Annotated in this window: 13 protein-coding genes; 11 read left to right on the top strand and 2 right to left on the bottom strand. The window is 35.6% G+C overall.

Going from position 1 to position 11,511, the window contains the following annotated elements:
* Nucleotides 1-118: 118 nt before the first annotated feature.
* Nucleotides 119-742 carry a hypothetical protein gene (locus tag ACP7AE_RS12775; protein ID WP_426243516.1) on the bottom strand — a complete coding sequence of 208 codons (624 nt, stop codon included), beginning with the start codon at nt 740-742 and terminating at the stop codon, nt 119-121.
* A gap of 196 nt (nt 743-938) precedes the next feature.
* Nucleotides 939-1,922 (bottom strand): replication initiation protein, encoded by a 984-nt coding sequence (locus ACP7AE_RS12770; protein ID WP_426243514.1) that lies wholly within the window; start codon nt 1,920-1,922, stop codon nt 939-941.
* A 1,568-nt stretch (nt 1,923-3,490) separates the two neighbouring features.
* Between ACP7AE_RS12770 and ACP7AE_RS12765 the strand changes: the two genes are divergently transcribed.
* Genes ACP7AE_RS12765 through ACP7AE_RS12715 form a run of 11 tightly spaced genes read left to right on the top strand, consistent with a single transcriptional unit; the run spans nt 3,491 to nt 11,511 of the window.
* Nucleotides 3,491-3,880 (top strand): hypothetical protein, encoded by a 390-nt coding sequence (locus ACP7AE_RS12765; RefSeq protein WP_426243512.1) that lies wholly within the window; start codon nt 3,491-3,493, stop codon nt 3,878-3,880.
* On the top strand, nt 3,849-4,523 hold the full coding sequence (locus ACP7AE_RS12760; protein WP_426243510.1) for a hypothetical protein: 675 nt from the start codon (nt 3,849-3,851) through the stop codon (nt 4,521-4,523). Before ACP7AE_RS12765 ends, ACP7AE_RS12760 begins: the two co-directional genes overlap by 32 nt.
* 17 nt (nt 4,524-4,540) lie before the next feature.
* Nucleotides 4,541-5,287: a lytic transglycosylase domain-containing protein gene (locus tag ACP7AE_RS12755; protein WP_426243508.1), complete on the top strand. Its 747-nt coding sequence runs from the start codon at nt 4,541-4,543 to the stop codon at nt 5,285-5,287.
* Between the two features lie 40 nt (nt 5,288-5,327).
* Nucleotides 5,328-5,693 (top strand): hypothetical protein, encoded by a 366-nt coding sequence (locus ACP7AE_RS12750; protein ID WP_426243506.1) that lies wholly within the window; start codon nt 5,328-5,330, stop codon nt 5,691-5,693.
* 18 nt (nt 5,694-5,711) lie between these two features.
* Nucleotides 5,712-6,089 (top strand): VirB3 family type IV secretion system protein, encoded by a 378-nt coding sequence (locus ACP7AE_RS12745; protein ID WP_426243504.1) that lies wholly within the window; start codon nt 5,712-5,714, stop codon nt 6,087-6,089.
* A complete protein-coding gene (locus tag ACP7AE_RS12740; RefSeq protein WP_426243502.1) occupies nt 6,022-8,505 on the top strand; it encodes a hypothetical protein in 2,484 nt (827 codons plus the stop codon). The genes ACP7AE_RS12745 and ACP7AE_RS12740 overlap by 68 nt, the downstream gene beginning before the upstream one ends.
* Complete coding sequence (locus ACP7AE_RS12735; RefSeq protein WP_426243500.1) at nt 8,502-9,161, top strand: type IV secretion system protein; 660 nt, start codon at nt 8,502-8,504, stop codon at nt 9,159-9,161. Before ACP7AE_RS12740 ends, ACP7AE_RS12735 begins: the two co-directional genes overlap by 4 nt.
* A gap of 1 nt (nt 9,162) precedes the next feature.
* Entirely contained in the window at nt 9,163-9,348 is a 186-nt protein-coding gene (locus ACP7AE_RS12730) for a hypothetical protein (protein WP_426243498.1), read from the top strand.
* A gap of 33 nt (nt 9,349-9,381) precedes the next feature.
* Nucleotides 9,382-10,350 carry a type IV secretion system protein gene (locus ACP7AE_RS12725; RefSeq protein WP_426243496.1) on the top strand — a complete coding sequence of 323 codons (969 nt, stop codon included), beginning with the start codon at nt 9,382-9,384 and terminating at the stop codon, nt 10,348-10,350.
* A 34-nt stretch (nt 10,351-10,384) separates the two neighbouring features.
* Complete coding sequence (locus ACP7AE_RS12720; protein WP_426243494.1) at nt 10,385-10,630, top strand: hypothetical protein; 246 nt, start codon at nt 10,385-10,387, stop codon at nt 10,628-10,630.
* A gap of 2 nt (nt 10,631-10,632) precedes the next feature.
* Nucleotides 10,633-11,511 carry a virB8 family protein gene (locus ACP7AE_RS12715; RefSeq protein WP_426243492.1) on the top strand — a complete coding sequence of 293 codons (879 nt, stop codon included), beginning with the start codon at nt 10,633-10,635 and terminating at the stop codon, nt 11,509-11,511.

The following is an 11,511-nucleotide window of genomic DNA, read 5'->3' as shown; positions in this document are numbered from 1 at the left end:
TGACGCTTAGCAAGCAAACAAGGTATCAATTACTATAGCAAGCCAATAGGGGCAGGCATTGAAGTGAAAAGCGTGGTGGCGCATTGGTATCTGTTTACCAATGCGACAGCCTCCATCATTATTTAGGTAAATCACCAATATTACTAAAAAAATCGTTTTGGTCGCCAATATTACTAAAAAAATCTAATGTTGGCTCTTTAAGTTGAGGCGAATTTTCATCTATAAAACAATTAACTTCATCACTAATATCAATATCCCATAATAATTTACTACTTTCATCCATCTGCCTTATTTCAGCAATATCTTTTTCATCTAAATTACCAATAAAAACGCTATTTAGATATATAGCCACCGCTGCCTTAATATCATCCTCTACGGTTCTTGCGTCCTGTTTTGACAAATAACCTGAAAAAAACATTTCAGCCTTAGCTTGCGCCACCGTTTCATCATCCTTAGCTGCTTTACTCATAGCCTTACCCCATATGTTGATTGTCTTAGCTTTCAACTCTTTCTCATGGGCTTTTTTCTTAGTTTTTAGCTCTGCTAATTCCATTTCATTTTGAGCTATTTTTTCTTCTAATTTCTTCATTTCCACTTCTTTTTTTTCCTTATATTCACCCTCCCACTTATACCTAGTTTCCCAAAGTTTTAACTTTTTATATCTGTGAGTATGTCGATTAAGAGAAGATTGTTTGCGATTGATCTTGTGATCGAATGTAAGTTTTACTGCTGATTTACTCATAATTTCACCTATGAAAATTAAATAATTTGCGCCTAGTTGGTGTTGTTTGCTATGATGTTTCTGCCAGACTTGGTACTTGCCCCTATTTTCGTTTCATAATTTCACCGAATTAGGGGCATTTTATTGTCTAAAATAAGACGTAAACACTATATATTGTGTCTATTACCGCTGAAATAACTACTATATGTAGTAACCTCTACTTATCTTTCAAATAATCTGCATAATCACTAAAATGCTTTTTCGGATCTTCTTTAAGCAATTTTTTCGCCTCTTTAAAAAACCCCAAAACCCCGTCTTTTCCGCCTTTGGCTTGATAATCGTCATAATGTACGTTAAGAAACTCCATATTATTTAAAATTTTCTCAATCTGATCATCACTCAAAATCTGCTTAAACTCATTTTCAGCATTTTTCCATCTACTTTTTTTAGAAAGATCAAGTACGATATGAGTAAAAAAACGCCCATTTCCTTTCTTTCCATTCTTTTCATATTTCACACTAACATCAATATCAGTTTCAGCGTTAATTTGGTTAATAGCTGCCTCTACAACCTTAACTCTAAACATAGCAAAATTATTTTTATATACATTTTCACAATTCATCAGCTCCTTAAACTCTGTCAACTTCATCTTCTTATGGCAAGGCTTACCGTAATTTTTATTTAAGAACATAACCAATAGCTCATACAGCCTTATTGAATGTTGGCTACTAAGTTTGCCTATATGTAGCAATCGAAAAGTAGTAAAAGTGGTTTGCAATTCGGACAAATAAGGGATCAGCAAATGAGAAAAATAAACACTCATTACCTTAGTTTCATAATGATATTCATAACCCTGTAATATTGATGTCTCTATCCAACCTGAAACTTTTGAATGTGAAACAGCCTTAACCCTAAGCCCCTCGGCAGCAGATTTAAACGCTGCAATAACGCCACTATTAGATAAATCATATCCAAATAATTCTGCGCCCTCTGCTAAATCAAAATTAAAAGGTGTCGTTGATGAAAAGCTCTCGGTGCTATTAATCTTGCTAATACAAGCTAAGAGCAACCTTTTTTCGGTTAATGTCAGTTCATAACTAGCCGTCACTAAATGATTATGCTGCGATACCATATTATTACCTAAACTACCTCGCTTTAATTTAGGATTTTCACGATCCTTTACAACAATTTCCGTACTCATAATTTCACCTATGTAATATATAAACAACCTATAAAATTATAGGTTTCTTTATTATAGGTAAGATCACAATTTAAAGCAACCAATAATTTTATAGGTTTCTTTTAAAAGCTAAACCCTTGTAAACATTGACTTCAAAGGAATAATACCCAAAATACTACGGCAATAAAATAAGTTGTTTAAAACCTGTATATAAGGCTGTATGCAATGCTGCGTATAGCTTTCAGCCTAAATAAAATAAGTTGTTTAAAGATGATGTTTTACAGCAATAAAATAAGTTGTTTAAAACCTGTATATAAGGCTGTATGCAATGCTGCGTATAGCTTTCAGCCTAAATAAAATAAGTTGTTTAAAGATGATGTTTTACGGCAATAAAATAAGTTGTTTAAAGATGATGTTTTACGGCAATAAAATAAGTTCATTAAAACCTGTGTATAAGGCTGTGTGTAAGGCTGTGTATAAGGCTGTGTATAGCTTTCAGCCTAAAATAAAATAAGTTGTTTAAGGATAAAATAAGTTGTTTAAGGATAAAATAAGTTGTTTAAGGATAAAATAAGTTGTTTAAGGATAAAATAAGTTGTTTAAACGTCTTTTTTAAATATTAAAATCAATGAGTTATGAGCCATGAAACAAGACTACTAAACAAGACTACTAAACAAGACTACTAAACAAGTTAATTAAACATCCCCTTTTCAAAATCTGTGTTGAATAAAATCGTTTTGGATCATTCTCAAAAAAGCGTCTGCTGACGCTTTCTTCTCTCTTTAATTTTTAGTTTATTTAAAAGCAAAACCACTCTAAAAGCCAAACGGCTCTCATTTGGCTTAATTGCCTATCTAATCATCTTACTGGTATCAATCTAACTTTTAGGCTTTAAAAGGCTCTTACAGCTCATTTAAAGCTCATTTAGATACATTGGCATTGATTATCAGTAAAGGTAATTCTTCATTATTAATTTATAGCCAATAATTACAGACTAATGTTCATTGCATATAGCACACACTTGTAAACATAAAAAACGGTTCTTATATGATATAAAGCCAAACTCAATATTTAACAGTAAGATACTGTATTTATTTAAGTGAATATATATATTAGGCAAACTTCATTACTATTGTTAGTTTTGATGAATTATAGGCTATAGCCAACACTATAGTTTTATGCTCTAACATTAAACATAAGTGATTGATACAGTTCTATATTTCTAATTTGGAATAAGTTTTTTCATTAGTGTAATAATGAATAAAACTCTCTTTAAGTTGAGGATAACTAATGTTAATTACCTGCTAATTAAATAATTAAAACAGTGCGTCAATGAGTGACGTATACGTTTCATAAATCTTACTGCGATCAAGATTAGACTGGCATAATAACAACCCAAATTGTGCTAATAACAAACAGTTATCTAAAAAATTTTTGATATAACTATTAATCATGACTAAATAAAGAGATTTAAGCAGTATTAGCTATCATAAGCTATAAAACAAGAATTGATTATTGTATAATGAAAACTCATTTACGTTTCACAAAAACGTGTTCTTGTGAAAAAAATTAGGGTACGGTAGTCTAGTATGGATCAAAACCCTGTAAAGTTGTATCACCAAAAGACCGATGAAATAGGTGGTGATGCAATGATTAACACAAATAATCTAAAGACGATTAACACAAATCTTGATAAGCAGTTTGATGTAATAATTTTTGAGAAAGACAGTGAGAATGACGATGAAAAACCATCATGGTTTATTCAAATTCATTTACACCATAAATCCGATTATCAGGAATTACACACATTCGCAGGTCATAGACGATATTTTAAAACCCTTGATTTTTGTTTGCGGTTCGTACATGAAACCTGCAACAACGCTCAAAACGTCTTTATTGTCTGCAATGCTTTAGATGGTCAAAAGATAGAGGTTTTTTCTAATTTAGATGAATTTAACCAACGTAAAGAGGGAAGATGAATACATGAATATGTCTAACGCAATTAAGGGATTATGCGTAACTGGCGCTTTGATACTGCCTATTGCCTCAACTTCTGCACAAGCAGCAGACGGCTGTAAATTCATGCTGTGCATGGGTGCGCCTAATCCAATGGGTGTTAAAGAGTGTGTATCTACTATTAAAGACGTATTAAGAGACTTACGAAAAGGTAGAGCTATGCCTACTTGCTCATTAGTTGATGGTACAAACTCTAAAGCAAGTGGGTCATGGGTTGATCATCAAAGAGCTAATCCGACTCCTATGTGTCCTGACGGCTACCGTCAAGGCAGTGATAATGTTATTTATCATCAAGGTCAAAAGCCTGCCAATATGCGCCCACGTTCGGTTTTATCAGGCGGTGCTATATCTCAAAAATTTGAAAGTGGCAATCGACTATCTAACATTTTTGGTGATCGCTACAAAGCTCGTGCTTGTATAAAAGGTAGTTTAAATGGCTCGGTTGATGCTTATACATATCGGACTAACAAAGGCGGTGATTTGGTCACTGTAAAAGTGCCTCGTCAAGAGTGGTATAGCAATACTATGGTTATGACTCCTGACGGTGCTGATTATGAATTTACGTTTTATGTAGATGGTCAACCATTTTCTAAACATAGATTTTAAATAAGAGTGGATTAATTATGTTAGACCTAGCTTTTATCCAACAATGCGCCCCTGATGTTCCACCTATTACCGTTAATGCTATCGTCAAAACTGAAAGTAGCTTTAATCCTTGGGCGATAGGGGTTAATTCTGCTAATCGCCTTGCTAGTCAACCGACTAGCTACCGTCAAGCATTTAGTATTGCTGATGGTTTGCTTAAAACAAATGCTAGTTTCGATTTAGGCTTAGCGCAAATTAATAGCTTTAATTTAAAAAGTTTGGGTATGAGCGCACAACAAGTTTTAGATCCCTGTACCAATTTGCGAGCTATGCAAACAATTTTTCTTGGTTGTTGGAATAGAGCTAAGAAGATTGAAAGTAATAGTAATAAAGCGGTAACTATGGCTTTTAGCTGTTATAACACTGGCAACTTTAAAGACGGTTTTAATAATGGCTATGTGGTTAAGGTTTTAAATAATCATAACTATGTTCGCAAGGCATCTAACGATAATCCACAAATTTATCAAACTGGCTCAACGGTTCGTAAAGATCAACCGTTACCAACAAATAAAGTGGCTTTGGCTAACTATGCTAATGATAGTCAAAGAAAACCTATTACCTCTAATTCATCAAATGTAGTGGCATCAGCAGATGACGCTATAAATATGGTCAATCAAGTTTCTGATTTTCAAGTTACTAATAATGTAATTCAGGATGACCAAAACCTTGTGAGTGACAAGCCTGAAAGGGTGCATCATTCGTGGGATATTTTTCAGGACTTTTAATCTCTTTTCATTAATCTTTTTAATCCGTAAGGCAAAAATTATGAGCGATTTAAACTCAATATCTTCAAACGTAGTAAAAACTGATGTGGCAGTCACTACTAATCATGTCACATGGTCGCATCGTGCTTATCAAGTAACAATGTGCGCTATGTTGATCGGTTACGCAGGTATGGCATCGGCAGGGCTTGGCGGTGGACTTGATACCGCCACTAGCTCCGTTACTGAAATTCGTGATAAAGCATTTTTATTAGTAGGTGTTGGCGCAGGTGCTTATCTGTTATGGCAAGCAGTGCTTTGTTGGAATGGTAAAAAAGATTGGTCGGATATGATACCTGCAATGATGCACGTTGCAATCGCAGGCGCATCTATCACTTTAGCAGCGTGGTTATGGACTACTTTAGCTTAGATAAAAAAGGGGCTGAAAGTGCGTGAATTTTCAAGTTATTCAGCCCTTGACCGTGAGGCTATGATTGGTGGTGTTCCGTTACTGCCTTTCATCGGTACTGTCGGTTTAGGGGTTTTATTGACGATGATAGCTCAAATGAAATTTGGGATTGTGGGATTTGCATTTATCCTTTTTACGATACCCATAATTTTCTTTTTAAGAGTTTTGGTCGCAAACGATGATAAGGCAATGCGGTTACTTGGCATTGAGATTTTTTTTAAATTTAAGCGCAAAGGTTTTAAAGAGTTCAACGAGACTTTGACGTTTTTGCCAACGAGGTATTTAAGAAATGAAGGAAGTATTGAACAGATTGTTGGGAACAGTCTCGACAACGCCAAACGAGATACCGAAGTTTAGGTATCACGTTTCCAATGAGGCGATAGATTTTGACAAAAACTATGTTATGTCAATTATTGAGCTTGAGGGGGTGATGTTTGAGGCAATACCTTTAAATCAGTTAGAAAATGACTTTGATACCTTGAACCTAATCTATGCTGAAACGGCTAAAGAATACGCAGGACGTTTAGCTTTTTGGACGTTTCAAAAAAGACGTAAAATTAATGTTATTAATAAATACGATTTTACAAATATATTTACTCGTACCTTTATGAGTAAGTATATGCAACGCTTTAATACTACTGATTATTATGAAAACAAATTTTATATTGCTATCGTCGTAAAATATGATGATACGCCTGATCTAGCAGTTGATGAAATTGCTGAAGTAGTGACTAAGTTTTCTCGCACTCTATTCACTTATAAGCCTCGCACGTTATCGGTTTATGAGAATGAATTTGGCGTTTTAATGTCTGAAGTCTATGAGTTTTTAGGCGATATAGTTAGTAGTGAAAAACCGATTAATGGTATTCCTTTAACTGGTACGCCTGTTTATGAGAATTTACCATCATCTACTTTGCATTTTGGCTATGATATTTTGCAATCAAAAGGTGAACGTGGTGATAGATTTGCTACGTTATACGATCTTAAAGATTTTCCCTCTCGCACTAAATTAGGTATGTTCAATGAGGCAAGTTTAAGTGTGCCTGCTGAATATAATCTTGTTCAATCATTTACTACTTTGTCGCCTACTAAGTCTTTCGAGAAAATCGAAAAACACTTAAATAAATTGCGTTCGGCTAAAGATAAGGCAGTCCATCAATTAGATGAATTAGAACACGCTCAAGGCTATATACAGTCGGGTGAATTGGCGTTTGGTGAGTATCATGCCTCGCTTGTGGTTTTTGGCGATACACCAAAAGACGCAATTCAAAATGGGATGCTTGTTTCTTCATCTTTTACGAACCACGCAGGGGCGGTTTTCCGTCGAGCTAATTTGTCGTCGCCTGCTACTTATTTTAGTCAGTTGCCTACTTATCGCATTAAGCCTCGTCCAATGCTTAAATCAAGTCGTAATTTGGCAGGTACATTTTCAATGCAAACTTACTCAAGGGGTAAAGCCACTGGTAATGTTCTTGGTGATGGTACTGCTGTAATGCCACTTGAGACTAAATCAAAAACCTTATATGACTTTAATTTTCATTTCACAAATGACGATGAAGAAAATATCGGTGATGATGTAGCAGGGCATACCCTCCTAATGGGTGCGACTGGTACGGGTAAAACGACGACTCAATCAGCTTTGCTATCAGCTACTCAACGCTTTAACCCTGCTATGTTTGTTTTAGATAAAGATAGAGGTATGAATATTTTTATTCGTGCGCTTGATGGTGATTATTTTGATATTAAAGCAGGTGTACCAACTGGTATTAACCCTTTTCAGTTCCCTAACACGCCTCAACTTAGAGAGTTTTTGAATGAGTTGGTGATCTCTTGCGCTACTGATGCTGATAAAACTTGCTCTAGTGAAGAACAAAATCAAATTAAAAATGCGGTTGATACTGTTTTAAGTTTGCCGTTTGAACAACGTCGCTTTTCTGCAATTATTCAAAGTCTCCCTAAACGTGGTGGTAATGAGTTGTACCAACGACTCCTAAAATGGTGTCGTACTGATGAACAAGAGGGGCGCTTTGCTTGGGCGTTAGACAATCCAACTAATAAATTTGATGTTGATAACTTTAAAATTGTCGGTTTTGATGTTTCTGATCTGTTGGTAGATAACTATCAGCCCTCCGAACCTGTGTTTTCATGCTTGTTCTACATGAAAAATATGATGCTTAAAAAGCATCCCATCTTAGCAACCGTTATTGAAGAATTTTGGCTGCCAATTAAGTATGAAATGCCGTCTCGCATGATACTTGATAGCCTTAAAACTGGTCGTAAAATGGGTGAGTTTATTCTTCTTATTTCTCAATCTCCTGCTGATGCGATTAAGTCGCCTATTTTTAATGCGATTGTTGAGCAAACGCCTACAAAAATTATGCTACCGAACCCTGACGCTGAATATAAAAATGAAGATGGTAGTGGTTATTCAAGAATTGGACTTACTGAAAAAGAGTTTGATGTACTACATAAATTAGGCTTATCTTCTCGCACATTTTTAGTTAAACAAGGCAATCAATCAGCGTTTGCAATGCTTGATTTATATGGTTTTAACGATGAAATAGCGGTCTTATCATCTAGTAAAAAGAATGTCGATCTTTTAGACAAACTTTTAAATTTAATGGGTCAAGATACTAAAGCTGAACAATGGCTGCCTGTTTTTTACAAGGCTTTGAATATACGCAAGCAAACTGGAGAAGTTGACCTTGAGTCAATCATACCTGTAACAGTGAGTCACGTTAATGACTCCATTTCACAAGAGGAAATAGTATGAATAAGTCAGTCGTAATAAAAAATACACTTAAAGCGAGTGTGTTAAGTCTCACTCTTTTTGGTAGCAGCGCCTTTGCTGCGGGTGTTCCTGTTATTGATCCTGCTGCCATTGCTCAAGCAGTTACTCAAGTTAAAAATCAAGTTACGTCAATGCAAAATCAGGTTAAGCAGTTTCAATCCATGAATGGTAGCGGTGTGCTTGGTGATCTGTTGAATGATCCAACTACTAGAAAGCTACTTAATCAGCATTTACCGAACGGTTATACCGACGTTATGGATGCAATGCGAAAAAATGATTTAGGCGCTTTGCAAACTGTTTATCAAGGCGTAGTAGCCAATGAAAAAAGCAGTCGTCAAAATGTCACTGGTAAAGAACGTCTAGCCTCAACTATGTTACTTGGCAAGGCTCAAACACAAACGATGATGCAAAGTTTAAATATACGTTCTAATAATATTCAAACTTTAGCTAATCAGATTAATAGTGCGGTTGATGCCAAAACTAAAGCCGACTTAGCTAATCGCTTATCTGCTGAGCAAAACATGGTTAGTGTTGAAATGAACAAAATGCAAGTTGCTATGAAAATAAATGAGCAAAACGAGGCTCTAGCTCAACGTCAAGTAATGAGTGAGACACGCAGTAAATTAATAGGTCGTTAGTATGAATACTCTAAAAAACGGTTGTATCTTAGTTTTATTAGCATCTAGCTTAATAGGCTGCGGTGAGTCCGACGTAGGACAATATAAATCGTCCGTACAAGAGGCTCAACAAGGCGCTACAAAAGCAGATATTGAGAAAGCAGATGAAAATAAGAAAAAACTAATTGGCAGAAGTAACGACGATTAGTTTTATTAAACTAAGTTAAACATAGGTGATTTAATGGCTATTACAATTTTCTCTGATGCTTTTACTAAGATGGATGAAACCATCATTAATATTTTAGGCAATCAAACAGCTGCATTAATATCTGTTATCTCACCTATTATTATTGCTTGTTTTGGCTTGTATTTATTATTAATAGCAATGTCCTATATTAAAGGTGGGGCAGAACCTATTGATCTAGGCGTGGATTTGATTTATCGCTTTATTGCTTGGGCGGTGATTTTAGGCGTAGCCGTAAACGCAGGTACTTATACCTCTATTGTGGTGGCTATTGTCACTGAATTACCGACTGAATTAGGCAATGTTATTAGCGGCACTACTAGCGCACCAGTTACAAACGGCTTAGATGGTTTGTTAGATTTATATTACAACGCAATGGCAGATTTATACGAAGATATTGATTTTTTTGATGTGGGCGGTATGGTCTTTGCGACTTTGGTTTGTGGGATTTTATTAGTCTGTGCAATTCCTTTTATCATAGCAGCAGGCGCTTTTATTTTGTTAGCTAAAATAATGTCGTCGATACTTTTAGTGCTAGGACCACTCTTTATAGTCCTAGCACTATTCCCTGCTACAAGACAATATTTCAGCCTGTGGGTAGGTCAAGTTGTAAATTATATTTTAATGCTTATTGTTCTTCAGATTTTGGCAACTATTCAAATTCAGTTTTTAACTGATGTTGTTAATACTGGTGTTGAATTAAACCTTATGACAAGTCTGTCAATCGGTGCAACCTCCTTACTGTTCTTTGTTGTTGTTTTAAAAGTACCTGATCTCACGGCTGCTCTTAGTAATGGTATGGCTGTTACTGGTTTTGGCTCTGCTTATCGTGCGCTTGGCGGTGGTCGTCAACAAGGGGGGCAAAAGAGTAATGGGGGCGGTGGTGATAAAGGTGATAGCGGTGGTAAAGGTGGTAAAAATACAATCAAGTCTGAAAAATCAGGTCTTACCCCTTTAAAGAAATAATTTTTAAGACAAGTTTATTTTAATAGGTGAAATTATGAATATGAATAAAATACTATGCTCGATAGTCCTTGCGTCATTCGCTTTGAATGGCTGCGCTACTGTTAAGACTGCTGATCAAAAAGAACCTGTCGCAAAAGGCAGATGGATTGCGGTTAATCCTTATGGCTACGTGCCTCCTAATACTGATGTGTACTTTAAAAAAGATGGTTTAGGAAATAGCGTCGTAGTGCCTGACGATAACAATTCAAGCAATTCAGCAATAGTCTTAAAAGGTGAGTAGCAATGAAATTTTTTAATAAAAAAACAAAATCTGAACAGAATGTCGTTAAGCAAAATAAGCCTGACCTGACTAAAAATGAGCCTGACCTGACTGAAGATAAGCCTAAAAAAGACGGTAAAATAAGTAAGAAAGTTGCGTCTCAAGCCTTTATTGATGCCTCGTTAGCGTTTGAAAATACTCGCATTGATGAAATTTTGAAACGTGAAAAGACTTGGCAGAAAATAACAGGGGCATCTATGATCACCTCTGTTGTCATGGCTATTGCGATCATGTTTTTAACGCCTCTAAAAGAAGTCGAACCGTATCTTGTGCGTGTTGATAACAATACTGGTCAAACTGATATTGTAACCGTATTAGCAAATTCAAAATCTGATTACGGTGAGGAAGTTTCTAAATTCTTTGCCTCTAATTATGTCCGTCTTGTTGAGGGTTATGATTGGTACACCATTCAATCAAGTTTCAATAAAGCTCTATTGTTTAGTAGCGAAGAAGAACAAAACCGTTTAAACAATAGGTTTGCTAGCTCTAATGCGCCTCATAAAGTTTATCAAAAGCGAAACCGTGTTGAAATTCAAATTGATAACGTAAGTTTTATTGATGAAAATTTATTACAAGTACGGTTTACTAAAACTATCGTTAATGCTGATGGTGGGTCTTATAATCCTCAAAATGGTGGCGTTACTCCTGCACCTATCGTTTCTCAAGGTATCGCTACTCTTGGTTATGACTATATCAACGTGCCTCAACTTGATGAAGTGCGCTTGATAAATCCACTTGGCTTTACTGTTTATACTTACCGTGTAGATGAAGTTATGAACGCTGCGCCTGCGCCTATCGCTGCGCCTGTCGCTGAAGCTGCACCAGTAACAGGGGGCTTTTAA

This window comes from Psychrobacter sp. TWP2-1-2 (assembly GCF_049896785.1).
Classification (GTDB): domain Bacteria; phylum Pseudomonadota; class Gammaproteobacteria; order Pseudomonadales; family Moraxellaceae; genus Psychrobacter.
This window is presented reverse-complemented; position numbering and strand designations above follow the sequence as displayed.

Coding starts and splice junctions, on each gene's coding strand:
- ACP7AE_RS12775 (WP_426243516.1), bottom strand. CDS start 742: ATGAGTAAATCAGCAGTAAAACTTACATTCGATCACAAGATCAATCGC.
- ACP7AE_RS12770 (WP_426243514.1), bottom strand. CDS start 1,922: ATGAGTACGGAAATTGTTGTAAAGGATCGTGAAAATCCTAAATTAAAG.
- ACP7AE_RS12765 (WP_426243512.1), top strand. CDS start 3,491: ATGGATCAAAACCCTGTAAAGTTGTATCACCAAAAGACCGATGAAATA.
- ACP7AE_RS12760 (WP_426243510.1), top strand. CDS start 3,849: ATGAATTTAACCAACGTAAAGAGGGAAGATGAATACATGAATATGTCT.
- ACP7AE_RS12755 (WP_426243508.1), top strand. CDS start 4,541: ATGTTAGACCTAGCTTTTATCCAACAATGCGCCCCTGATGTTCCACCT.
- ACP7AE_RS12750 (WP_426243506.1), top strand. CDS start 5,328: ATGAGCGATTTAAACTCAATATCTTCAAACGTAGTAAAAACTGATGTG.
- ACP7AE_RS12740 (WP_426243502.1), top strand. CDS start 6,022: ATGAAGGAAGTATTGAACAGATTGTTGGGAACAGTCTCGACAACGCCA.
- ACP7AE_RS12735 (WP_426243500.1), top strand. CDS start 8,502: ATGAATAAGTCAGTCGTAATAAAAAATACACTTAAAGCGAGTGTGTTA.
- ACP7AE_RS12730 (WP_426243498.1), top strand. CDS start 9,163: ATGAATACTCTAAAAAACGGTTGTATCTTAGTTTTATTAGCATCTAGC.
- ACP7AE_RS12725 (WP_426243496.1), top strand. CDS start 9,382: ATGGCTATTACAATTTTCTCTGATGCTTTTACTAAGATGGATGAAACC.
- ACP7AE_RS12720 (WP_426243494.1), top strand. CDS start 10,385: ATGAATATGAATAAAATACTATGCTCGATAGTCCTTGCGTCATTCGCT.
- ACP7AE_RS12715 (WP_426243492.1), top strand. CDS start 10,633: ATGAAATTTTTTAATAAAAAAACAAAATCTGAACAGAATGTCGTTAAG.